18 protein-coding genes are annotated in these 24,094 nt (G+C 39.1%); 12 read left to right on the plus strand and 6 right to left on the minus strand.

The genetic code is table 11. The features are described 5' to 3' along the window. Positions 1-36: 36 nt before the first annotated feature. Positions 37-1,299, plus strand: coding sequence for a transcription termination factor Rho (gene rho, locus JP36_RS05560; protein ID WP_013746151.1), 1,263 nt, complete (start codon positions 37-39; stop codon positions 1,297-1,299). 146 nt (positions 1,300-1,445) lie between these two features. Here the strand turns inward: rho and proA are convergent, their stop codons facing one another. The 3 genes from proA to JP36_RS05575 form a co-directional block, all read right to left on the minus strand. Further along, positions 1,446-2,705: a glutamate-5-semialdehyde dehydrogenase gene (gene proA, locus JP36_RS05565; RefSeq protein WP_039133716.1), complete on the minus strand. Its 1,260-nt coding sequence runs from the start codon at positions 2,703-2,705 to the stop codon at positions 1,446-1,448. A gap of 9 nt (positions 2,706-2,714) precedes the next feature. Next, positions 2,715-3,809 carry a glutamate 5-kinase gene (proB, locus tag JP36_RS05570; protein ID WP_039133713.1) on the minus strand — a complete coding sequence of 365 codons (1,095 nt, stop codon included), beginning with the start codon at positions 3,807-3,809 and terminating at the stop codon, positions 2,715-2,717. Positions 3,810-3,914: 105 nt separating this feature from the next. Then, complete coding sequence (locus tag JP36_RS05575) at positions 3,915-5,111, minus strand: sugar transporter (RefSeq protein ID WP_039133710.1); 1,197 nt, start codon at positions 5,109-5,111, stop codon at positions 3,915-3,917. 199 nt (positions 5,112-5,310) lie between these two features. Here JP36_RS05575 and JP36_RS05580 point away from each other — a divergent pair, with 199 nt between their 5' ends. The 10 genes from JP36_RS05580 to rpoC all read left to right on the plus strand — a co-directional run bounded on the left by JP36_RS05580 (position 5,311) and on the right by rpoC (position 18,668). Continuing rightward, the gene (locus tag JP36_RS05580; RefSeq protein WP_039133707.1) at positions 5,311-6,087 is read left to right on the plus strand and encodes a threonine/serine ThrE exporter family protein; all 777 of its coding nucleotides are present in this window, start codon (positions 5,311-5,313) and stop codon (positions 6,085-6,087) included. A gap of 1 nt (position 6,088) precedes the next feature. After that, positions 6,089-6,556 carry a threonine/serine exporter family protein gene (locus JP36_RS05585; protein ID WP_039133705.1) on the plus strand — a complete coding sequence of 156 codons (468 nt, stop codon included), beginning with the start codon at positions 6,089-6,091 and terminating at the stop codon, positions 6,554-6,556. Positions 6,557-6,699: 143 nt separating this feature from the next. Beyond that, complete coding sequence (gene secE / locus JP36_RS05590; RefSeq protein ID WP_039133702.1) at positions 6,700-7,116, plus strand: preprotein translocase subunit SecE; 417 nt, start codon at positions 6,700-6,702, stop codon at positions 7,114-7,116. A 2-nt stretch (positions 7,117-7,118) separates the two neighbouring features. Next, positions 7,119-7,670, plus strand: coding sequence for a transcription termination/antitermination protein NusG (gene nusG, locus JP36_RS05595; protein WP_039133699.1), 552 nt, complete (start codon positions 7,119-7,121; stop codon positions 7,668-7,670). Between the two features lie 107 nt (positions 7,671-7,777). Further along, positions 7,778-8,206, plus strand: coding sequence for a 50S ribosomal protein L11 (gene rplK, locus JP36_RS05600; RefSeq protein WP_039172816.1), 429 nt, complete (start codon positions 7,778-7,780; stop codon positions 8,204-8,206). 3 nt (positions 8,207-8,209) lie between these two features. Beyond that, entirely contained in the window at positions 8,210-8,899 is a 690-nt protein-coding gene (gene rplA, locus JP36_RS05605; RefSeq protein WP_013746163.1) for a 50S ribosomal protein L1, read from the plus strand. Positions 8,900-9,157: 258 nt separating this feature from the next. After that, positions 9,158-9,655, plus strand: a complete 498-nt coding sequence (gene rplJ, locus JP36_RS05610; RefSeq protein WP_013746164.1) for a 50S ribosomal protein L10 — start codon at positions 9,158-9,160, stop codon at positions 9,653-9,655. A gap of 52 nt (positions 9,656-9,707) precedes the next feature. After that, entirely contained in the window at positions 9,708-10,079 is a 372-nt protein-coding gene (gene rplL / locus JP36_RS05615) for a 50S ribosomal protein L7/L12 (protein WP_039172820.1), read from the plus strand. Positions 10,080-10,327: 248 nt separating this feature from the next. Then, positions 10,328-14,365 carry a DNA-directed RNA polymerase subunit beta gene (gene rpoB, locus JP36_RS05620; RefSeq protein ID WP_039172822.1) on the plus strand — a complete coding sequence of 1,346 codons (4,038 nt, stop codon included), beginning with the start codon at positions 10,328-10,330 and terminating at the stop codon, positions 14,363-14,365. A 73-nt stretch (positions 14,366-14,438) separates the two neighbouring features. Beyond that, complete coding sequence (gene rpoC, locus JP36_RS05625) at positions 14,439-18,668, plus strand: DNA-directed RNA polymerase subunit beta' (protein ID WP_039172825.1); 4,230 nt, start codon at positions 14,439-14,441, stop codon at positions 18,666-18,668. Between the two features lie 165 nt (positions 18,669-18,833). Here the strand turns inward: rpoC and glpX are convergent, their stop codons facing one another. Then, the gene (gene glpX / locus JP36_RS05630; RefSeq protein WP_039172826.1) at positions 18,834-19,850 is read right to left on the minus strand and encodes a class II fructose-bisphosphatase; all 1,017 of its coding nucleotides are present in this window, start codon (positions 19,848-19,850) and stop codon (positions 18,834-18,836) included. Between the two features lie 167 nt (positions 19,851-20,017). On the opposite strand from glpX, the gene zapB reads away from it, so the two are divergent. After that, positions 20,018-20,257 carry a cell division protein ZapB gene (zapB, locus tag JP36_RS05635; protein WP_039172829.1) on the plus strand — a complete coding sequence of 80 codons (240 nt, stop codon included), beginning with the start codon at positions 20,018-20,020 and terminating at the stop codon, positions 20,255-20,257. A gap of 165 nt (positions 20,258-20,422) precedes the next feature. Here the strand turns inward: zapB and JP36_RS11170 are convergent, their stop codons facing one another. Both JP36_RS11170 and uvrA read right to left on the minus strand, forming a co-directional pair. Further along, positions 20,423-21,001 carry a hypothetical protein gene (locus tag JP36_RS11170; RefSeq protein ID WP_052119453.1) on the minus strand — a complete coding sequence of 193 codons (579 nt, stop codon included), beginning with the start codon at positions 20,999-21,001 and terminating at the stop codon, positions 20,423-20,425. Between the two features lie 180 nt (positions 21,002-21,181). Beyond that, positions 21,182-24,016, minus strand: a complete 2,835-nt coding sequence (gene uvrA, locus JP36_RS05645; protein ID WP_039172831.1) for an excinuclease ABC subunit UvrA — start codon at positions 24,014-24,016, stop codon at positions 21,182-21,184. Positions 24,017-24,094: the final 78 nt, after the last annotated feature.

The following is a 24,094-nucleotide window of genomic DNA, read 5'->3' on the forward strand; positions in this document are numbered from 1 at the left end:
CGTTTTTTAATCTAATCTAACAACATTTCAGTCATTATGAATTTAACAGAATTAAAAAATATGCCCGTTTCTGAGCTAGTTAAATTAGGCGAAGAACAAATGGGGCTAGAAAATTTAGCACGTCTAAGAAAACAGGACATTATTTTTGCTATTTTAAAGCAGCATTCAAAGAGCGGAGAAGACATCTTTGGAGATGGTGTTTTGGAAATTTTGCCAGACGGTTTCGGTTTTTTGCGTTCCGCAGATAGTTCTTATTTGGCTGGACCAGATGATATTTATGTTTCGCCGAGTCAGATTCGCCGTTTTAATTTACGTACTGGGGATATGATTGAGGGTAAAATCAGACCGCCCAAAGAAGGTGAACGTTATTTTGCTTTATTGAAAGTGAATCAAGTCAATGACGACCGTCCTGAAATTTCTCGTAATAAAATCCTATTTGAAAATTTAACTCCGCTTCACGCTAATTACCGTTTAAGAATGGAACGCGGTAATGGTTCAACCGAAGATTTAACCGCACGTATTCTTGATTTGGCAGCACCAATTGGTAAAGGTCAACGTGCGTTAATCGTTGCACCACCAAAAGCAGGTAAAACAATGTTTTTGCAAAACATTGCACAAAGCATCACTTATAACTATCCGGAATGTATTTTAATGGTGTTGTTGATTGACGAACGTCCAGAAGAAGTGACTGAAATGCAACGTTTAGTGAAGGGTGAAGTGGTAGCTTCTACTTTTGATGAACCAGCAGCACGCCACGTTCAAGTGGCTGAAATGGTGATTGAAAAAGCAAAACGTTTGGTTGAGCATAAAAAAGATGTGGTAATTTTGTTAGATTCCATAACACGTTTGGCGCGTGCTTACAACACGGTAACACCGGCTTCGGGCAAAGTATTGTCTGGCGGGGTGGATGCAAATGCCTTGCATCGCCCTAAACGTTTCTTTGGTGCTGCGCGTAATGTTGAAGAAGGTGGTAGTTTAACAATTATTGCTACCGCATTGGTCGATACCGGTTCTAAGATGGATGAAGTGATTTACGAGGAGTTTAAAGGCACGGGTAATATGGAGCTTCATCTTTCTCGTAAAATTGCAGAAAAACGCGTCTTCCCAGCAATTGATTTCAATAGTTCTGGTACACGTAAAGAAGAGTTGCTTACTACTCCAGATGAATTACAAAAAATGTGGATTTTACGCAAAATTGTGCATCCTATGGGTGAAATTGAAGCGATGGAATTCTTAATTGATAAATTATCAATGACTAAAACCAATGAAGAATTTTTTGAAGCGATGAAACGCTCTTAGTTAAAAAATATTTTGATAAAAACCACCTTATTTTGTTTTGAACATAGAGATAAATAGGGTGGTTTTTTTATGAATAAATTACTATGTAACATTTTTTCTATTTATCAGAATAATCTATAAATCCCCGCCCTTTAAGGCGGGGGATGTTAAGCTCTGGTGGCGTAATCGCCTTGGCAGATCCATTTGTAGGTGGTGAGTGCTTCCAATCCCATCGGGCCTCGAGCGTGCAGTTTTTGAGTGCTGACCGCAACTTCTGCACCTAAGCCGAACTCGCCTCCGTCAGTGAAGCGTGTACTTGCATTGAGATAAACAGCAGCTGAGTCAACCTGTTGGACGAATTGCATTAATCGTTGTGGATTTTGACTTAAAATGCCGTCAGAGTGTTGACTTCCATAGCGGCGGATATGAGCGATTGCTTGATTAATATCTTTCACGATCACTACATTCAAATCGTAAGATAACCACTCTTCAGAGAGAGAGTTTTCTTGCAAAGTATGTACGCGATCACAATGTTGTTGCAGAATTGCTTTAGCTGTCGCATCAGCGTGGAAGTTGATGTTCGGCGTTTTAGCATAAGCAGCAAGTTTAGGTAAGAAAGTTTCAGCAATACTTTCTTGAACCAATAAAGTTTCTAACGTATTACAGGTGCTAGGGCGTTGCGTTTTAGCGTTATGAATAACTGCTAATGCTTTTTCAAGATTAGCGCTTTCTTCAACAAAAAGATGGCAAACGCCAATACCGCCGACTATTACAGGAATAGTGGATTGTTCTTTGCATAGTTTGTGTAAACCAGCACCACCACGAGGAATAATCATATCGATATAACGATCAAGTTTTAATAATTGTGTGATTAAGTTTCGATCCGGATTAGTAATTACTTGTACTGTAGTTGCTGGTAGTTGAGCTTGAATCAATGCCTGTTGAATGATCTCAACTAAAATCTTATTGCTGTGAGTAGTTTCTTTACCGCCACGCAAAATAACAGCATTTCCAGTTTTTAAGCATAAGCAGGCAACATCTACGGTAACATTTGGTCTGGCCTCATAAATTACACCGATAACGCCTATCGGCACACGTTTACGCTGAATGTGAATACCACTATCCAACTCAGCACCGTCAATAATATTTCCAATTGGATCAGTGAGAGAAATAATATGTTTTACTTCATGAATAATATTGTCCAAGCGACTTTCTGTAAGGAGTAGTCGATCGATTAATGCTTCGCTAAGCCCTTGTTGGCGCGCATTTTCAATATCTTTAGCATTGGCGGCAAGAATATCACTCTGACGATCTTTTAATTGTTCGGCAATTTTTGCCAAAGCACTGTTTTTTTGTTGATGAGAGAGCGTTGCAAGCTGATAAGAAGCCTGTTTGGCTTGTTGCCCTATTTGTTGTAAATCTATCATTTCCATTCCTTATAATAAAACGAGATCGTCACAATGCACTACTACCGATCCATATTCATAACCTAGAATATCGTTAATTTTGCTTGATTGTTGCCCTTTAATACGTTGCAGTGCATCGCTGTTATAGCGCACCATTGCTCTGGCTAAAGCTTTACCCTGCTGGTTTTGTAACAGTACCACTTCTCCGCGAGAAAAAGTACCTTCAACAATACGAATCCCAGCCGGTAGTAATGATTTATGTTGTATCGTCAATGCCTGCTCTGCACCATTATCGACCGTTATATAACCGGTAATCGGTGCGGCAAATAACCACTGTTTACGGCTTTCGACACCATGTGACGCTACTGTAAATTTTGTGCCGATTTCTAAATTATGGGCTAAATCAATAATCACATTCTTACGTCCGCCAGGTGCGATAATGGTTTCGATACCGGAACGAGTAGCAATATCGGCAGCGGTAATTTTTGTAGACATTCCTCCGGTGCCTAAGCCGGACACGCTTCCGCCGGCAATTGCTTTGGTATCTTCAGTAATTTTCTCTACAACAGGAATCAGTTTTGCATTTGGGTTATTGCGTGGGTCGCAATTGAATAAACCTTGTTGGTCGGTTAATAAATAGAGCTGATCAGCGTGTGCTAAAATTGCAGTTAATGCTGAGAGATTGTCATTATCACCGACTTTAATTTCTGCTGTTGCCACGGCATCATTTTCATTGATTACAGGGATAATCTGATTTTCTAACATTGCCATTAGTGTGTCGCGTGCATTAAGAAAACGTTCTCGATCTTCAAAGTCAGCACGAGTTAATAGAACTTGCCCGATTTTAATATCATAAATTTGGAATAGCTGCTCCCAAGTTTGAATGAGCTGGCTTTGACCAACGGCAGCTAATAACTGTTTAGAGGCAATTGTTGCCGGTAATTGCGGATTGTTCAGATAATAACGACCGGCAGCAACTGCACCGGAAGTGACAATAATAAGACGATAGCCTTGCTGATGTAGCGTGGCACATTGACGTACGATTTCAAGCATATGTGGTCGATTCAGTTTTGATGAGCCCTGAGTCAGTACGCTGGTACCGAATTTTAAGACAATAGTTTTCATAATAACGAGTGATTGATTTGAAAGCGATTAAGTTAGCATTAAATACTTTAAAAAGCGAATAAAAGTCAACGTGTTTAAGATATAGGAGGTACGTTTTCGGACACGCTAATTTTTATGCGGTATTTTTACTAACGTATGTGCAAATTTGAGCTGTATAAAGATAAACCAGAGTACTGCAATAATGGCTAGGAGTGCACCGATTGAACCAATATAACTCAGTCCTAAATAGTGCATTACCTGATTGCCTATCAACGCACCTGCACCAATACCAACATTATAGATACCGGAAAAAATAGATGTTGCTACATCAGTTGCATCGGGAGACAGTTGTAGAACACGCATTTGCATACCTAAACCGAGAGCTGAGATGCCGATCCCCCATATAAATACTAATAAAAATATCGCTGTTGAATGTGTTCCGATTTGGTTTAATAGTGCGAGAGACAGCAGTAATATCAGCATCGAACTGAGTAGAAATTTATTTGGGTTAAGATGATAAAAAAGGTTAAACAATAGACTGGCGACTAAGCCAGATAACCCAAAAATTAATAATGCTGCTGTTGCTACATTGTCAGAGATATGACTGATTTGTATCATAAACGGTTCAATGTAGCTGTAAGCCGTGAAGTGGGCGGCAATCACAATGGCAGTGAGTAGATAAATACCCATTAACATTGGACGGCGAGCTAATATTGGCAAACTTTCGATTGAACCCGCGTTTTTACTTGGCAGGTGAGGAAGTAATTTAGCAATAGTGATCATAATGATTATCGCAGCGATGGCTATAATGGCGAAGGTAGTGCGCCAGCTTAACCATTGCCCTATCACTCTGCCCAGTGGTAAACCAAGAACCATTGCTAATGCTGTACCCATTTCCAATAAACCTAATGCCTGAGTGCGCTTATCTCGTGGTGCAACACGCATTACTAAGGAAGCTGTGATTGACCAAAATATTGAATGAGTTAGGGCGATACCGGCTCGGGACAATAATAAAATCCAATAGTTCCAAGCACAGGCGGATATGATATGACAAGCAATAAAAACAATAAAGAGCTTAACCAGTAAACTACGTCGCTCCAATGCTGAAGTCATTAACATACAAGGCAATGACATTAATGCAACAATCCAAGCATATACAGTGATCATCAAGCCTACTTCGGAAATCGGCATATGAAAGCTGCCAGCAATATCGCTTAAGAGCGCGACAGGAATATATTCTGTGGTATTGAATACAAAAGCAGCAAATGCCATTACAATGACACGAGTATATTCAATACGGCGAACAACATTTTTGGCTAACATCTAAATTAACTGTTCCTATTTTTTATTTATTGTATTTCTGAGCGTCGGCTAATAGTAGTACTTAATGAAAACTTCGTATACTGATTTTTCATTTATTCAGAGTAGAAAAATGTAGCTTTAAAAAGGTTTGATCTGGGTTAAGTGTTGTTAAGGAAAGTTTCTTTTATAATAGCGACTCAAAATTTATAGGGTAAAAAGTATGGCTAAATTATCACAAGAAGATCAGCAAGAGATAACGCGACTTTGCGCTAAAGCGGCATTGTTAATGTTGCAGTATGGCGCAGAAAGTATTTTAGTCGATCAGGCTGCGACTAGATTAGGAATGGCTTTGGGAATGGATAGCGTTGAATGTGCTTTAACACCGAATGCAATTGTTGTCACTACACGTTATCAGGATCATTGTATTACCACTACTAGAAGAAATTATGATAGCGGAATTAATATGGCGGTAGTGACACAGGTTCAGCGCATAATAATTGCGGCTGAACATAAAATTTATGGTATATATCAAGTACATAAAAAGTTAGAGCAAGTGAAACCGTTGAAATATAATCGCTGGTTTGTCGTGTTAATGGTGGGATTGTCCTGTGCCAGTTTTGCTAGATTGGCTGGAGGTGATGTAATGATCTCTTTTATTACTTTTTGGGCTTCTGCAGTGGCAATGTTTGTCAGACAGGAGATTGGTAAACGTCATTATAATCCGTTAATTAACTTCTCGGTAACCGCTTTTGTGGCTTCCTGTATTTCCGGTCAAGCATTACTTCATCATCTAGGAAACGCTCCTGAAATTGCTTTAGCATCGAGCGTATTATTATTGGTTCCCGGTTTTCCATTAATTAATTCACTTTCAGATGTATTAAAAGGATATGTCAGTATGGGAATCAGTCGTTGGGCAGTTGCGACAGTACTGACATTCGGAGCTTGTATTGGTATCGTGTTTGCATTAGCGTTTCTGCATATTAATGCTTGGGGGTAAAATGGATATTTTATTAACATTGCTAGATGATCTTTTTTTTGCTGCGATACCGGCGGTCGGTTTTGCTTTAATTTTTAATGTACCTCCTAAGGCTTTGAAATATTGTGCTACTCTAGGTGCATTGGGGCATTGTTTTAGAACTGTTTTGGTGAATTATTGTGATGTTCCAGTAGTTTTCAGCACATTTTTTGCGGCAGCATTGATCGGTTTTATTGGAGTTTATCTTTCACAACGTTTTTTGGCTCATCCGAAAGTGTTTACTGTTGCTGCTATTATTCCGATGATTCCCGGTGTTTATGCTTATAAAGCAATGATTGCGATTGTACAAATTCACCATTACAGCTATAGCGAAGCGTTATTGGCACAGGCATTGGAATATTTCATTAAAACCGGTTTTATTCTTGCAGCGTTGGTATTTGGTTTGGCACTGCCAGGACAACTCTTCTACCGCAGAAAACCTGTGGTTTAAAGATAGAATGCGCTTTTATGGTGTGATTGAGCAAAAATTAAAACAACAAATAATTTTTGTATGAAAACTGGCAATAAAATGCTAGAATTGCGAGCTTAAAAAATCTCCCTATAAGTTAGTTATTAGGTTTTAGTGGGTTTAGAATGAGTGTAGAAATCGAGAAAAAGAAAGCATCTGCATCCTCGGTAGAGGATGGAGTGAAAAGCAAAGGGCTTAATAGCACATTATGGATTGGCTGTGTGATATTAGTTCTTATTGCAGCGGTCGGTAATATCTATTTTGGTGATCAATTCTCTTCTGTTGTGCGTGTTCCAGCAATGGTTGTGCTATTGTTGTTGGCATTATTTGTTGCGGCAATCACTAATCAGGGAACTATTGCAAGAACATTTTTAAAAGAATCTCGCATTGAGTTAAGAAAAATTATTTGGCCTACTCGCCAAGAAGCAACACAAACTACGTTAATCGTAATGGGAGTAACAGTAGTCGTTTCTTTAATTTTGTGGGGATTAGATTCGATCATTGTTTCTTTGATTAACTTTATCACCAACTTGAGGTTCTAATTATGAGTGAAAATACAACACAAAAACGTTGGTATGTGTTGCAGGCGTTTTCAGGTTTTGAATCACGTGTTGCAACTGTATTGCGTGAATATATTAAGTTGCACAATATGGAAGAGCTGTTCGGTGAAGTGTTAGTTCCAACTGAAGAAGTTGTTGAAAATGTGGGTGGAAAACGCAGAAAGAGTGAAAGAAAATTTTTCCCGGGCTATGTATTGGTTCAAATGGTAATGAATGATGATACTTGGCATTTAGTACGTAGTGTCCCTAGAGTAATGGGATTTATTGGAGGAACACCGGATAATCCAGCACCAATTTCCAACCGTGAAGCAGAAATGATCCTAAATCGTTTAGAGCAGAGCAGCGATAAACCAAGACCAAAAACAATGTTCCAGCCTGGAGAAGAGGTGCGTGTTAAAGAAGGACCATTTGCCGACTTTAATGGAACAGTAGAAGAAGTGGACTATGAAAAGAGCCGCTTGAAAGTGTCCGTTTCTATTTTCGGTCGAGCAACACCTGTCGAATTGGATTTTAGTCAAGTTGAAAAATTGAGCTAATTTTTTAACTGATTTACTTGAAAAACGCTATTTCTTTATTTAGAATAGCGAGCTTTTGAAACAACGGGGAGCTGAAAAGCGTTATCACCCATAACGAGGAAATTAAAATGGCAAAGAAAGTTCAAGCCTACGTTAAGTTGCAAGTTGCAGCAGGTATGGCTAACCCTTCACCACCAGTTGGTCCAGCATTAGGTCAACAAGGTGTGAATATTATGGAATTCTGTAAAGCATTCAACGCACGTACTGAGAGCTTAGAAAAAGGTTTACCGATTCCTGTTGTTATTACTGTTTATGCAGACCGTTCTTTTACTTTTATCACTAAAACTCCTCCGGCAGCAGTATTATTGAAAAAAGCAGCTGGTGTTAAATCTGGTTCAGGTAAACCGAACAAAGATAAAGTGGGTAAAGTAACTCGTCAACAAGTCCGTGAAATTGCAGAACTTAAAGCGGCTGATATGACTGGTGCAACAATTGAAACTAAGATGAAATCTATTGAAGGTACTGCACGTTCAATGGGTTTGGTAGTGGAGGACTAATCAATGGCTAAACTAACCAAACGTATGAAAGCGATCAAAGCAGCAGTAGATTCAACTAAAGCGTACGAAATTAACGAAGCGGTTGCTTTATTAAAACAATTGGCAACAGCTAAATTTGTTGAAAGTGTTGATGTAGCTGTAAATTTAGGTATTGATGCGCGTAAGTCAGATCAAAACGTTCGTGGTGCAACTGTATTGCCACACGGAACAGGTCGTTCTGTGCGTGTTGCAGTATTTACACAGGGTGCAAATGCTGAAGCAGCTAAAGAAGCTGGCGCTGATTTAGTAGGTATGGAAGATTTAGCAGATCAAGTGAAAAAAGGCGAAATGAACTTCGATGTGGTTATTGCTTCTCCGGATGCAATGCGTGTTGTTGGTCAATTAGGTCAGATCCTTGGTCCACGTGGTTTAATGCCAAACCCTAAAGTGGGTACTGTAACCCCTAATGTTGCAGAAGCTGTTAAGAATGCAAAATCAGGTCAGGTTCGTTACCGTAATGATAAAAACGGTATCATCCACACAACTATCGGTAAAGTAAACTTTGAAGTTGATCAAATCAAAGAAAACTTGCAAGCGTTGTTGGCTGCATTAAATAAAGCAAAACCAAGCACAGCGAAAGGTGTTTACATCAAAAAAGTGAGCCTTTCAACTACTATGGGTGCTGGTGTTGAAATCGATCAAAGCAGTTTATAATTTGCTTTACTTTGTCGTAGGTTATATCTATAATCTACGACCTTAACTTTTTAGTAAGATTCTGGTTGGTGCTTGACCTATTCAAGCCTCATCCAAGACCGTAGGGGAAAGAAATTTCTTAATTATCCTACGTAGATGGTGTACAGATAAGAATTTTTCTGCTTCTGGCACCGAAATTCGTCCCTTTCTGCTAAGTTGTCAGATAGGGTTTTTTATGTCTAGGAAACTAGATAGATGTATTTCAGGAGCTAAAAGCCAATGGCATTAAATCTTCAAGATAAACAAGCAGTTGTTGCTGAAGTAAGCGAAGTTGCCAAGGGTGCGTTATCTGCTGTTGTTGCCGATTCTCGCGGTGTAACAGTAGACAAAATGACTGAATTACGTAAATCAGCTCGTGAAGCTGGCGTGTATATGCGTGTTGTACGTAATACTTTATTACGTCGTGCCGTAGAAGGTAGCGCATTTGAATGCATGAAAGATACGTTTAAAGGTCCGACTCTTATCGCATTCTCTAACGAACATCCAGGTGCTGCAGCACGTTTGTTCAAAGAATTTGCTAAAGCAAACGATAAGTTCGAAATTAAAGGCGCAGCCTTTGAAGGTGAGTTCATCGAAGCAAAAGCTATCGATCGTCTAGCAACTCTACCAACATACGAAGAAGCAATTGCACGTTTGATGGGTACAATGAAAGAAGCTGCGGCTGGAAAACTTGTACGTACTATTGCGGCGATTCGCGATCAAAAAGAAGCTGCTTAATATTAGCAGTTTATTGGTTTAAAACTTTTACTTATTTTAGGAAACGATTGTTATGTCATTAACTAACGAACAAATCATTGAAGCAATTGCTGAAAAATCAGTAATGGAAATTGTAGAACTTATTTCTGCAATGGAAGAAAAATTCGGTGTTTCTGCAGCGGCAGCAGCAGTAGCAGTAGCAGCAGGCGGTGATGCAGCGGCAGCAGAAGAAAAAACTGAATTTGATATTGTATTAGCAGAAGCTGGCGCAAATAAAGTTGCAGTAATCAAAGCAGTTCGTAGCGCAACTGGCTTAGGATTAAAAGAAGCTAAAGATTTAGTTGAATCTGCACCAGCAACCTTGAAAGAAGGCATTGCTAAAGCAGAAGCAGAAGCACTTAAGAAAGAATTAGAAGATGCTGGTGCAAAAGTTGAAATTAAATAATTGATATTATTTGATTTTTAGCAAAAATGGCTGGTGATTTTATCATCAGCCATTTTGTGCCTTTCAGAAACTATGAGAAATTACCGTTTAACTCTCGTAGTTTTAGTAAAAATGAAGTCAGTTATGACGGAATTTAAGTTATTGTTTTTATATAAAACAATCCTAACGGTATCAATTTTACACTGCCACCTTGTATAATACAGCGAGAGTGTGTGGATTGTGGGTCTGAACAGCAAGCAGAGGAACCTATGGTTTACTCCTATACCGAGAAAAAACGTATTCGTAAAGACTTCGGCAAACGTCCGCAAGTTCTAAATATCCCTTATTTATTAACTATCCAAATAGATTCTTTCGAGAAGTTTATCCAGAAAGATCCTGAAGGTCAGCAAGGTTTAGAGGCTGCATTCCGTTCAGTATTTCCAATTGTAAGCAATAATGGCAATACTGAGTTGCAATATGTAGATTATAAGTTAGGTGAGCCTGTATTTGATGTTAGAGAATGCCAAATTCGAGGCACAACTTATGCAGCGCCATTACGTGTGAAACTACGCCTTGTCAGCTATGATAAAGATGCCGCACCCGGTACAGTAAAAGATATAAAAGAACAAGATGTGTATATGGGTGAAATTCCATTGATGACCGATAATGGTACATTTGTGATCAATGGAACAGAGCGTGTTATTGTTTCTCAGTTACACCGTAGTCCGGGAGTATTCTTTGATAGCGACAAAGGTAAAACACATTCTTCAGGAAAAATTTTATATAACGCACGAATTATTCCTTATCGTGGTTCGTGGTTAGATTTTGAATTTGATCCAAAAGATAATCTGTTTGCGCGTATTGACCGTCGCCGTAAATTACCGGCAACAATTATCTTGCGTGCATTAGGTTATACAACCGAAGAAATTTTAAATTTATTCTTCGAAAAAATTGTATTTGAAATCAAAGATAATCAATTATTAATGACCTTAGTTCCGGATAGATTGCGTGGTGAAACTGCAACATTTGACATCGAAGCTAATGGTAAAATTTATGTTGAACGTGGTCGTCGTATTACAGCACGCCATATTCGTCAATTAGAAAAAGATGGTGTTACTCAGGTCGTTGTACCAGCAGAATACATTGTTGGTAAAGTTGCTGCCAAAGATTATGTGGATTTAACAACAGGCGATATTATCTGTCCAGCAAATACAGAATTAAGTTTAGAATTATTGGCGAATTTAAGCCAAGCTGGTTATAACACAATTGAAACACTATTCACAAATGATCTTGATTACGGTCCATATATTTCAGAAACATTAAGAGTGGATCCATCTTATGATCGTCTTAGTGCTTTAGTTGAAATTTATCGTATGATGCGTCCGGGCGAGCCACCAACAAAAGAAGCAGCAGAAGGATTATTTGATAATCTATTCTTCTCACCAGATCGCTACGATCTTTCTGCTGTCGGACGTATGAAATTTAATCGTTCTTTAGATATTCCTGAAGGTGAAGGTACAGGTATTCTAAGTAAAGAAGATATTATCCTAGTAATGAAGAAATTAATCGACATTCGTAATGGTCGAGGTGAAGTGGATGATATTGATCATTTAGGAAATCGTCGTATTCGCTCAGTGGGAGAAATGGCGGAAAACCAATTCCGTATTGGCTTAGTTCGTGTTGAACGTGCGGTTAAAGAGCGCCTTTCATTGGGTGATCTTGATTCTGTGACACCACAGGATCTAATCAATGCAAAACCAATTTCAGCTGCAGTTAAAGAATTTTTCGGTTCATCACAACTTTCTCAGTTTATGGATCAAAATAACCCACTTTCAGAAGTAACGCATAAGCGTCGTATTTCTGCATTAGGGCCGGGTGGTTTAACCCGTGAGCGTGCAGGCTTTGAAGTGCGTGATGTTCACGCAACTCATTATGGTCGTGTATGTCCAATTGAAACTCCTGAAGGGCCGAATATCGGGTTGATTAACTCATTATCTGTTTATGCGCGAACCAATGATTACGGTTTCTTAGAAACTCCGTATCGTAAAGTGGTTAATGGTCAGGTAACTGAAGAAATTGAATATTTGTCTGCAATTGAAGAAGGTAATTATGTTATTGCGCAGGCAAACTCTAATTTAGATGAAAATTTCCGCTTTACTGATACTTTCGTTACTGCACGTGGTGAGCATGGTGAATCAGGTTTATATCGTCCGGAAGAAATCCAGTATATGGATATTTCAACTCAACAGATCGTATCCGTTGCGGCTGCGTTAATTCCATTCTTAGAACACGATGATGCGAACCGTGCTTTGATGGGAGCGAACATGCAACGTCAAGCAGTGCCTACGTTAAGATCGGATAAACCGTTAGTTGGTACTGGTATTGAAAAAGCGGTTGCTGTGGATTCAGGGGTAACAGTGGTTGCTAAACGTGGTGGTTATATTCAATACATTGATGCTTCTCGTATCGTGGTTAAAGTGAATGAAGATGAAACCATTCCGGGTGAAGCAGGTATTGATATTTATAATTTAACTAAATATACCCGTTCAAACCAAAATACCTGTATTAACCAAGTGCCTTGTGTCTCTTTAGGTGAACCTATTGGACGCGGCGAGGTGTTAGCAGATGGTCCGTCAACTGACTTAGGTGAATTGGCATTAGGGCAGAATATGCGTGTAGCGTTTATGCCTTGGAACGGTTATAACTTTGAAGATTCAATGTTAGTTTCTGAGCGTGTGGTTCAGGAAGATCGTTTTACTACTATTCATATTCAGGAACTCTCTTGTATTGCTCGTGATACTAAATTAGGTGCGGAAGAAATCACTGCGGATATTCCGAATGTCGGGGAGGCTGCATTAAGTAAGCTAGATGAATCCGGGATCGTTTATATCGGTGCGGAAGTAAAAGGCGGAGATATTCTAGTGGGTAAAGTTACACCAAAAGGTGAAACACAACTTACTCCTGAAGAAAAATTGTTACGTGCTATCTTCGGTGAAAAAGCATCTGATGTAAAAGATTCTTCATTACGTGTACCTAACAGTACAACAGGTACTGTTATTGATGTTCAAGTGTTTACACGCGATGGCGTAGAAAAAGATAAACGTGCGTTAGAAATTGAAGAGATGCAGTTAAAACAAGCGAAGAAAGATTTAACTGCGGAATTGGATATTCTTGAAGCTGGTTTATTTACCCGTGTCCGTAATTTGTTGTTAGCGAACGGATTTAGTGCGGATAAGCTTGAACAGATGAATCGTATGAAATGGCTTGAGCAATCTCTTGCGGATGAAGAGAAACAAGCGCAGTTGGAACAGCTTTCCGAACAGTTGGATGAGTTACGCAAAGAATTTGATCATAAATTAGAGGTTAAACGTAATAAGATTATTCAAGGTGATGATCTTGCACCGGGTGTGTTGAAAGTCGTTAAAGTATATCTTGCGGTGAAACGTCAAATTCAGCCGGGAGATAAAATGGCAGGTCGCCACGGTAATAAAGGGGTTATTTCTAAGATTAATCCAATCGAAGATATGCCATATGATGAGAATGGACAACCAGTGGATATCGTGTTAAACCCATTAGGGGTACCATCTCGTATGAATATCGGTCAGATCTTGGAAACTCACTTAGGATTTGCAGCGAAAGGTATTGGTGATCAAATTAACCGTATGATCAAAGAAAAACAGGAAGTTGCCAAATTACGTGAATATATTCAAAAAGCGTATGACCTAGGTGATGCTTGCCAAAAAGTTGATCTCAGTACCTTTACTGATGAAGAAGTGATGCGTTTGGCACAAAACTTGCGTAAAGGCTTACCTCTTGCAACACCGGTGTTTGATGGTGCAGAAGAGAAAGAAATTAAAGGCTTGTTGGAATTAGCTGGATTACCGACCTCTGGACAAATTACGCTTTATGATGGTCGTACTGGTGAGAAATTTGAACGTCCAGTAACAGTAGGTTATATGTATATGCTCAAATTGAATCACTTAGTTGACGATAAGATGCACGCTCGTTCAACCGGTTCTTATAGTCTTGTTACGCAACAACCTCTTGGAGGTAAGGCACAATTCGGTGGTCAACGTTTCGGGGAAATGGAAGTTTGGGCATTAGAAGCATATGGTGCTGCATACACCTTACAAGAGATGTTAACAGTTAAATCGGATGACGTGAACGGTCGTACCAAGATGTATAAAAATATTGTTGATGGTACTCACCAAATGGATCCGAGTATGCCTGAATCATTTAACGTATTGCTTAAAGAAATTCGTTCTTTGGCAATTAATATTGATTTGGACGACGAACAAACTGAATAATCAAGTTCAAAATTAGCCCAAGTGCGGTATAAGCCGCACTTGAATTAAGTTTAACTCCGATGGGAGCAAATCTGTGAAAGACTTAGTTAAGTTTTTAAAAACACAATCTAAATCAAGAGAAGATTTTGATGTGATCAAAATCGGTTTGGCTTCGCCTGATATGATTCGTTCGTGGTCATATGGAGAAGTAAAAAAACCGGAAACAATCAATTACCGTACTTTTAAACCGGAACGTGACGGTCTATTCTGTGCGCGTATTTTCGGGCCGGTCAAAGACTACGAATGTTTATGTGGAAAATATAAACGTTTAAAACATCGTGGTGTGATTTGTGAAAAATGTGGTGTTGAAGTTACTCAAGCTAAAGTTCGTCGTGAACGTATGGGACATATTGAACTGGCTTCACCTGTCGCACATATTTGGTTCTTGAAATCTTTACCATCCCGTATCGGTTTATTATTGGATATGCCGTTGCGTGATATTGAACGTGTGCTTTATTTTGAATCATATATTGTTATTGAAGCTGGAATGACCGATTTAGAAAAAGGTCAATTGCTTACTGAAGAACAATTTTTAGAAGCTGAAGAGCGTTGGGGCGATGAATTTGAAGCGAAGATGGGTGCGGAAGCTATTCAAGCCTTACTTCGTGATATGGATCTTGAACATCAATGTGAAACATTGCGCGAAGAGTTACAAGAAACCAATTCAGAAACTAAACGTAAAAAAATTACTAAACGCTTGAAATTATTGGAAGCATTTATTCAATCCGGTAACAAACCGGAATGGATGGTGTTGACTGTATTGCCGGTATTGCCACCGGATTTACGTCCATTAGTTCCGCTTGACGGTGGTCGTTTTGCGACATCTGATTTGAACGATTTATATCGTCGCGTGATCAACCGTAACAATCGTTTAAAACGTTTATTAGATCTTATTGCGCCGGATATTATCGTGCGTAATGAAAAACGTATGTTGCAAGAATCTGTTGATGCATTGTTGGATAACGGTCGTCGTGGTCGTGCAATCACAGGTTCAAATAAACGCCCATTAAAATCATTAGCGGATATGATCAAAGGTAAACAAGGTCGTTTCCGTCAGAACTTATTGGGTAAACGTGTTGACTATTCCGGTCGTTCTGTAATTACAGTGGGGCCATACTTACATTTACATCAATGCGGTTTACCGAAAAAAATGGCATTGGAATTATTCCGTCCATTTATTTATTCAAAATTAGAAAGTCGTGGTTTGGCATCAACCATTAAAGCAGCTAAGAAAATGGTTGAACGTGAAGATGCGATTGTTTGGGATATTTTGGCGGAAGTTATTCGCGAACATCCAATCCTTCTTAACCGTGCTCCGACTTTGCACCGTTTAGGTATTCAGGCATTTGAGCCGATTTTGATTGAAGGTAAAGCGATTCAATTACATCCATTAGTATGTGCGGCGTTCAATGCGGACTTCGATGGTGACCAAATGGCAGTGCACGTACCATTAACGTTAGAAGCGCAGTTGGAAGCGCGTGCGTTAATGATGTCTACCAATAATATTTTATCTCCGGCAAACGGTGATCCGATTATCGTTCCATCACAAGACGTGGTGTTGGGGCTTTATTATATGACCCGCGAAAAAGTGAACGGTAAAGGCGAAGGAATGTTGTTGCAAGATCCACGCGAAGCTGAAAAAGCGTATCGTACTGGGCGTGCTGAACTTCACTCTCGTGTAAAAGTTCGTATAACTGAATATGAAAAGAATGAAAACGGTGAATTTGAAGCAAAAACCACATTGACAGATACCACAGTCGGTCGAGCTATTTTATGGATGATTGCTCCGAAAGGTATGCCATTTAGCTTATTTAATCAAACATTAGGTAAGAAACAAATTTCTAAATTGATCAACGAAAGTTATCGCCGTTTGGGAATGAAAGACAGTGTGATCTTTGCAGACCAAATTATGTATACTGGTTTTGCTTATGCGGCACGCTCAGGTTCATCAGTTGGTATTGACGATATGGTTATTCCGGAGAAGAAATATGAAATTATCTCTTCTGCCGAAGAAGAAGTTGCTGAAATTCAAGAACAATTTAACTCAGGTTTGGTAACTGCCGGTGAACGTTACAACAAAGTGATTGATATTTGGGCGGCAGCTAACGAACGTGTTGCGAAAGCGATGATGGAAAACCTTTCAACAGAAGAAGTAGTCAATCGTCAAGGAGAGTTAGAAAAACAAGCATCATTTAACAGTATCTTTATGATGGCTGATTCGGGTGCTCGTGGTTCTGCGGCTCAGATTCGTCAGCTTGCCGGTATGCGTGGTTTGATGGCTCGTCCGGACGGCTCGATCATTGAAACACCGATTACGGCAAACTTCCGTGAAGGTTTGAACGTATTGCAGTACTTTATTTCAACACACGGTGCGCGTAAAGGTTTGGCAGATACTGCATTAAAAACAGCAAACTCAGGTTATTTGACTCGTCGTTTGGTTGATGTGGCACAAGATTTAGTCGTTGTTGAAGATGATTGTGGTACTCACGAAGGTATCGTGATGACCCCATTAATTGAAGGTGGTGATGAAAAAGTCAGTTTGAAAGAGTTAGTATTGGGACGTGTAACAGCAGAAGATGTGTTGCAACCGGGTACAGAAGAAGTATTAATCCCTCGTAATACACTATTAGATGAAAAATGGTGTGAAGTGATTGATAAATACTCTGTGGATAGTATTAAAGTGCGTTCTGTTGTAACTTGTGATACTGATTTTGGTGTTTGTGCGAAATGTTATGGACGCGATCTTGCGCGTGGTCACTTAATTAACCAAGGTGAAGCAATCGGTGTTATTGCGGCACAATCTATCGGTGAGCCAGGTACACAGTTGACAATGCGTACTTTCCATATTGGTGGTGCGGCATCTGCGGCAGCTAAAGAATCAAGTATCCAAGTTAAAAATACCGGTACTATCCGTTTAACCAATGCGAAATTCGTGACTAATCACGAAGGTAAATTGGTGATTACTTCACGTAATACCGAATTAACCGTGGTTGATACTTTCGGACGTACTAAAGAGCATTATAAATTGCCATACGGCTCAGTTTTAAGTAAAGCGAATGGTGATGAAGTAACTGCCGGTGAAACTGTAGCTAACTGGGATCCACACACTATGCCGGTTGTTTCGGAAGCACAAGGTTTCGTGAAGTTTGTTGATATCATTGATGGTCTAACCGTAACTCGTCAAACTGATGAATTGACCGGTTTGTCTTCTATTGTCGTTCAAGATGTAGGTGAACGTGCGACAGCAGGTAAGGACCTTCGTCCGGCATTAAAATTAGTGGATGCTCAAGGCAATGATGTCTTAATTCCGGGAACGGAAGTGGCTGCACAATACTTCCTACCGGGTAAAGCCATTGTGACATTAGATGACAATGCTGAAGTGAATATCGGGGATTCTTTAGCACGTATTCCACAAGAATCATCAGGTACTAAAGATATTACAGGTGGTCTTCCACGTGTTGCAGATTTGTTTGAAGCACGTAAACCTAAAGAGCCGGCAATCCTTGCAGAAATTTCTGGGGTTGTTTCATTCGGTAAAGAAACCAAAGGTAAACGCCGTTTGGTAATCACACCGAGTGAGGGCGAAGCACACGAAGAGATGATTCCTAAATGGCGTCAACTTAACGTGTTTGAAGGTGAAATGGTTCAACGCGGTGATATTATTTCTGATGGTCCGGAATCTCCACACGATATTCTACGCTTAAGAGGCGTGCGTGCCGTTACTGAATATATCGTTAATGAAGTTCAAGATGTTTACCGCTTACAAGGGGTAAAAATTAACGATAAACATATTGAAGTTATTGTGCGCCAAATGTTACGTAAATGCATCATCACAAATCCATATGATTCTGAATTCCTTGAAGGAGAACAGGTTGAAGTGGCTCGTGTGAAAGTGGTGAACCGTAAACGTGCGGAAGAAGGTAAACCGTTAGTAGAATTCCAACGTGAATTGCTTGGTATCACTAAAGCATCATTGGCAACAGAATCCTTTATTTCTGCGGCATCATTCCAAGAAACGACGCGTGTTCTTACCGAAGCAGCGGTTGCCGGTAAACGTGATGAGCTACGTGGCTTAAAAGAAAACGTGATTGTTGGACGTTTAATTCCTGCTGGAACAGGTTTTGCTTATCACCAAAGCAAAGCGAAAAAACGTGCTGCAACAGCTAATAATAACAATGAATTGGTAATAGAAGAACCTGCTACTATTACTGCGGAAGAAGCAACAGCGAACTTAGCAGAAATGTTAAATATGGTAGAGGATTAATTTAGTATTCTTCTAATACTGATGCAAAAATACCGAATAGAGTAATCTGTTCGGTATTTTTTTATTTTGCTAAGCAGTAAGATAAGAGAGAATTTATTGATTGTAAAATAAACAAACCCCATCAGAATAATCTAATGGGGCAATAAATTTTACATCTTATCCAGGTTATGCATTGATCAAACGATAAATTTCAGGATCTTTGCGATCTAAATAATGGAATGATTGAATGCGGCGGATCGTACGTGAATGTCCACGAATAAGCAAAGTTTCAGTAGTAGCAACATCACCTTTACGATGAACCCCTTTTAATAAGTCGCCGTGTGTAATACCGGTGGCAGAGAGAATCAAATTATCGTCACGAACGAGCTGATCCAATGTGAGAACTTTATTTACTTCTACGCCCATTTCTTGACAACGACGACGTTCACTTTCTGCAAAAGCTCGATTTTCTTCGCTGTCACCTTTCACTACTTCCCTTGTTAATAGACGTGCTTGAATATCACCCCCTAATGCGCGGATGCCGGCAGCAGCCACCACCCCTTCCGGCGCTCCGCCGATACAATACATCATATCTACACCAGTATCCGGCAAACAGCATAAGAGTGCAGCGGCAACATCACCATCAGGAATAGCTAATACTTTCACGCCAAGTTGTTGCATTTTATAAATTACGGTTTGATGGCGAGGTTTATCAAGCGTTACAACGGTAAGTTGAGAAAGTAGTTTCCCCATTTTAGACGCAACACGTCGTAGATTTTGTTCTAATGGAAGATTGAGATCAATCATTCCTTTCACTTCAGGACCAACTACCAATTTTTCCATATACATATCTGGAGCGCGTAAAAAAGTCTCTTTACCACCGGCAGCCAACACAGAAATAGCATTTGCTTGTCCCATTGCCACCATACGAGTTCCCTCAATAGGATCGACTGCAATCGCAATTTCTTCTTCATTACCTCCTTTGCCTAATTTTTCACCGATATAGAGCATAGGGGCTTCATCAATTTCACCTTCACCAATTACGATCTCGCCGTTCATCTCAATTTGATTCAACATTGTGCGCATTGCTTTTACTGCGGCTGCATCAGCTGCATTTTTATCACCACGCCCTAACCAGGCAAAGCCTGCAAGTGCAGCTGCTTCTGTAACACGAGAAAATTCGATAGCCAATGCTCTTTTCATATACTTTCCTTATTGAGTTAACTAAAAAATTGCCTAATTCTAGCACCTAGCAAACGTTTGCTTAAATAATTTATTGAAGTTTTTTTAATTTAGATGAAATGCGGTGCTATCTAGGATAGAATGTTATCCATTCTGATGGATTGGATAACAAATGAGGAATAATAATTATGTCTTTAGAAATTTTAGATCAACTTGAATCCAAAATTAAACAAGCAGTTGAAACTATTCAACTACTGCAAATGGAAATTGAAGAATTGAAAGAGCAAAAGGCAAATGTCGAACAAGCGAATCAAACTCTTCAATCTGAAAAAGATCAACTTAATGCTGAAAATCAGCAATTAAAAGAAGAGCAACAACGTTGGCAAGAACGTTTACGCTCATTAATTGGTCAAATTGAGAATGTTTAATTTATTCTGCTAATTATTCATTTTCGTCGCCCCACAATCTGATTTGGCTTGTGGGGTTTTTAGTATGTAGGGGAATGAAACTTTTAAGTTTTTGAATAACTATATTGAATTTTACTTTGTATTCCATTAATTGTAGATGAAAACATTAAATCGTCTTAAGTTCTATTATTTTCCAACCAATTTATTTTGTAGATGAGCAATTTGATTACGTTGATTATCTTGAATTAATTCGATTTTTTTTCGCAATGCATCTATAGTCTCTTTAGTTCTAAAATCCTCTTCAGTGCAATTGTTTCTAAGAGAGGTATTACTTAAATCAGATGCTGATATTTTGTGTTCTTTAAGCATAATACGCTGATTATTAGCTAAATTTATTACTATATTTTTACCGGTACAATCTCTAATAAGATCAATTAACTGTTCATTTACTTCCGTGACAATCAATTTATTGGGTTGATTTTCTTCCTCTGCTGGCAGATCAAAGATAGCAAAGCAAGGTTTGCTAGGTACTGCTTTATGCCAAAATTGGTGAATAACTACATCTATATTTTCATTTTTACTACTGATAATCAGATTATTGCCTTGCCTGAATAATATGATATCTTCAGGTGTTTTCTTGGTGATATCATCTATTACAGAATATTCTTCTCCAATAATAGCCATTTCTATATATCTACCATCTTCTATTACTTTTAATAAATTAATCTGTTGTTTGGAATATTTCTTAGCTAATATTAAACTCATTCAGATAATATCCTTTATTCTGAAATTATTGATTAAGTACTTTTTATATAAATATATTGTGCAATTAAGACATTTTTACAAGTGATGGTAGAAAATAAAGAGTTGCTAAAGATGATCTATTAACACTATTAGCAACTCTTTTTGATTTGAAAATGGATAGGTTTTAATAAATTACAAGATCTATTTTTGTTTATCTAAAATAGGTTTTAAAAACCTTGCTGTGTGAGAATGTGTCATTTCCGCGACCTGTTCCGGTGTGCCTTTTGCAATGATCTCGCCACCTCCATTGCCACCTTCTGGCCCTAAATCAACGATCCAATCGGCAGTTTTGATCACATCCAGATTATGTTCAATTACAACAATGGTGTTGCCTTGATCGCGTAAACGATGAAGTACTTCCAATAATTGTTTAATATCGGCAAAATGCAACCCGGTTGTAGGCTCATCAAGAATATAGAGTGTTTTTCCAGTATCACGTTTAGATAGTTCTGATGCCAATTTAACCCGTTGTGCTTCGCCACCTGACAGGGTTGTTGAAGCTTGACCAAGGCGAATATAAGACAAGCCAACATCAATTAATGTTTGTAATTTACGAGCGATCATTGGCACAGCATCAAAAAATTCTCGAGCTTCTTCAACCGTCATTTCCAAAACTTGATGAATAGTTTTACCTTTATAATGGATCTCCAATGTTTCTCGGTTATAACGTTTTCCTTTACATTGATCACACGGCACATAAATATCTGGTAGAAAGTGCATTTCGACTTTAATTACCCCATCGCCCTGACAAGCTTCACAACGACCGCCACGTACATTAAAACTAAAGCGCCCCGGATTATATCCTCTTGCTCGAGCTTCTGGCACACCGGCGAAAAGTTCACGAATAGGCGTGAAAACTCCAGTATAGGTTGCAGGATTAGAACGTGGTGTGCGTCCGATTGGGCTTTGATCAATATTGATTACTTTATCAAAAAATTCTAATCCTTCAATTGCTTTAAAGGGAGCGTGTTGCTGGTTTTCAGCACGATTAAGCGCATTTTGTGCTATTGGGAATAAAGTGTCGTTAATTAAGGTGGATTTCCCCGAACCGGATACACCAGTGATACAGGTAAATAATCCGACAGGAATTTCTAAATCTACATTTTTTAAATTGTTACCGCTTGCTCCAATTAGTCGTAATATTTTTTGTGAATCTATAGCCGTTCTCTCTGCTGGAATTTCGATCTTTTCTTTACCGGAAAGAAAACGACCGGTAAGAGAATTTGGATTTTTCATAATCTGCTGAGCGGTGCCTTGTGCTATCACTTCACCACCGTGTACACCAGCTCCAGGGCCAATATCGATGATATAGTCAGCAGTACGGATTGCATCTTCATCGTGTTCAACCACAATCACAGTATTGCCTAAATTTCTCAAATGAATCAGTGTATTTAACAACCGCTCATTATCGCGTTGATGTAGCCCGATAGAAGGCTCATCCAATACATACATTACTCCGACCAAGCCTGCCCCGATTTGGCTAGCCAAACGGATACGCTGAGCCTCACCGCCAGAGAGTGTTTCAGCAGAACGGGATAAAGATAGATATTCCAAACCAACATTGACTAAAAAATGCAGCCTTTCTTTAATCTCTTTTAAAATTTTTTCAGCGATTTTTGCTTTTTGCCCTTCAAACTGTAATTGTTCAAAATGATGTAATGCCTCACCGATACTCATTTCAGAAATTTGTGGTAACGTGGTTTCGCCGATAAAGACGTGGCGAGCCTCTTCTTTTAGACGAGAGCCGTGGCACGATTTACAAGGGCGAGTACTGATATATTTTGCCAATTCTTCACGTACTGACATTGACTCAGTTTCTTTGTAACGGCGAGCCATATTGTTTAATACGCCTTCAAATGGGTGATGACGCACAATTGTGTCTCCACGATCATTGATATATTGAAATTCAATTTTTTCGTGACCGGAACCGTGAAGTACTAAATGCTGAATTTGTTTCGGTAATTCTTCAAAAGGTGTTTCAATATCAAAATGATAATGACGTGCTAACGACGTTAACATTTGATAGTAGTAGAAGTTGCGACGATCCCAGCCGCGAATTGCTCCACTGGCAAGTGATAAACTTGGATTTTGGACTACACGATGTTCATCAAAATATTGTTGAATGCCTAATCCATCACAACTAGGGCAAGCGCCTGCCGGATTATTAAATGAAAACATTCGTGGTTCTAATTCTGGTAAAGAATACCCACAATGTGGGCAAGCAAAATTGGCAGAGAAAACCAACTCTTCCGCATCACTGTTATCCATATTAGCAACAACAACAATACCACCAGAAAGTTCTAAGGCAGTTTCTAGTGATTCAGCTAAACGTGTTGATAATTCAGGGCGGATTTTGAAACGGTCGACAATCACTTCGATAGTATGTTTCTTTTGCAGTTCCAGTTGTGGAGGATCGGAAAGATCGCAGATTTCACCGTCAATTCTTGCACGAATATAGCCTTGCGCAGAAATGCTATCTAGCAGTTTAGTGTGTTCACCTTTGCGAGCTTTCACCACCGGTGCAAGTAGCATCATTCTGCTGCCTTCTGGCAAGGAAAGAATTTTATCCACCATTTGACTGATAGTTTGAGCTGCCAATGGAATGTTATGCGTTGGACAGCGAGGTTCTCCGACTCGAGCGAATAACAGTCTTAAATAATCATAAACTTCGGTAATAGTGCCGACAGTAGATCGAGGGTTATGTGAAGTGGATTTCTGTTCAATTGAGATTGCCGGAGATAAACCTTCAATATGATCCACATCCGGTTTTTCCATCAAAGAAAGGAATTGTCGAGCATAAGCGGAAAGTGATTCCACATAACGACGCTGCCCTTCGGCATAAAGCGTATCAAATGCCAACGAAGACTTTCCCGAACCGGATAAACCAGTGATAACGACCAATTTGTTACGAGGAATAGTTAAATTAATATTTTTTAAATTATGGGTTCTTGCGCCCCGAATTTCGATATTGTTCATAATAGCTGATCAAAAAATAAAAACGTCGATGATTATCGCAAAATCGAAAAAACTGTGCAAATATCCAGTATTATTTTA

It is taken from the genome of Gallibacterium genomosp. 1 (genome assembly GCF_000771875.1).
GTDB lineage: Bacteria > Pseudomonadota > Gammaproteobacteria > Enterobacterales > Pasteurellaceae > Gallibacterium.

Excerpts from the sequence above, each read along its gene's own strand:
- nusG (WP_039133699.1), top strand. The coding sequence starts at position 7,119 with ATGAGTGAAAATACAACACAAAAACGTTGGTATGTGTTGCAGGCGTTT.
- secE (WP_039133702.1), top strand. The coding sequence starts at position 6,700 with ATGAGTGTAGAAATCGAGAAAAAGAAAGCATCTGCATCCTCGGTAGAG.
- rplJ (WP_013746164.1), top strand. The coding sequence starts at position 9,158 with ATGGCATTAAATCTTCAAGATAAACAAGCAGTTGTTGCTGAAGTAAGC.
- proA (WP_039133716.1), bottom strand. The coding sequence starts at position 2,705 with ATGATAGATTTACAACAAATAGGGCAACAAGCCAAACAGGCTTCTTAT.
- JP36_RS05580 (WP_039133707.1), top strand. The coding sequence starts at position 5,311 with ATGGCTAAATTATCACAAGAAGATCAGCAAGAGATAACGCGACTTTGC.
- rplL (WP_039172820.1), top strand. The coding sequence starts at position 9,708 with ATGTCATTAACTAACGAACAAATCATTGAAGCAATTGCTGAAAAATCA.
- JP36_RS11170 (WP_052119453.1), bottom strand. The coding sequence starts at position 21,001 with ATGAGTTTAATATTAGCTAAGAAATATTCCAAACAACAGATTAATTTA.
- uvrA (WP_039172831.1), bottom strand. The coding sequence starts at position 24,016 with ATGAACAATATCGAAATTCGGGGCGCAAGAACCCATAATTTAAAAAAT.
- zapB (WP_039172829.1), top strand. The coding sequence starts at position 20,018 with ATGTCTTTAGAAATTTTAGATCAACTTGAATCCAAAATTAAACAAGCA.
- rplK (WP_039172816.1), top strand. The coding sequence starts at position 7,778 with ATGGCAAAGAAAGTTCAAGCCTACGTTAAGTTGCAAGTTGCAGCAGGT.
- JP36_RS05575 (WP_039133710.1), bottom strand. The coding sequence starts at position 5,111 with ATGTTAGCCAAAAATGTTGTTCGCCGTATTGAATATACTCGTGTCATT.
- JP36_RS05585 (WP_039133705.1), top strand. The coding sequence starts at position 6,089 with ATGGATATTTTATTAACATTGCTAGATGATCTTTTTTTTGCTGCGATA.
- glpX (WP_039172826.1), bottom strand. The coding sequence starts at position 19,850 with ATGAAAAGAGCATTGGCTATCGAATTTTCTCGTGTTACAGAAGCAGCT.
- rplA (WP_013746163.1), top strand. The coding sequence starts at position 8,210 with ATGGCTAAACTAACCAAACGTATGAAAGCGATCAAAGCAGCAGTAGAT.
- rho (WP_013746151.1), top strand. The coding sequence starts at position 37 with ATGAATTTAACAGAATTAAAAAATATGCCCGTTTCTGAGCTAGTTAAA.
- rpoB (WP_039172822.1), top strand. The coding sequence starts at position 10,328 with ATGGTTTACTCCTATACCGAGAAAAAACGTATTCGTAAAGACTTCGGC.
- proB (WP_039133713.1), bottom strand. The coding sequence starts at position 3,809 with ATGAAAACTATTGTCTTAAAATTCGGTACCAGCGTACTGACTCAGGGC.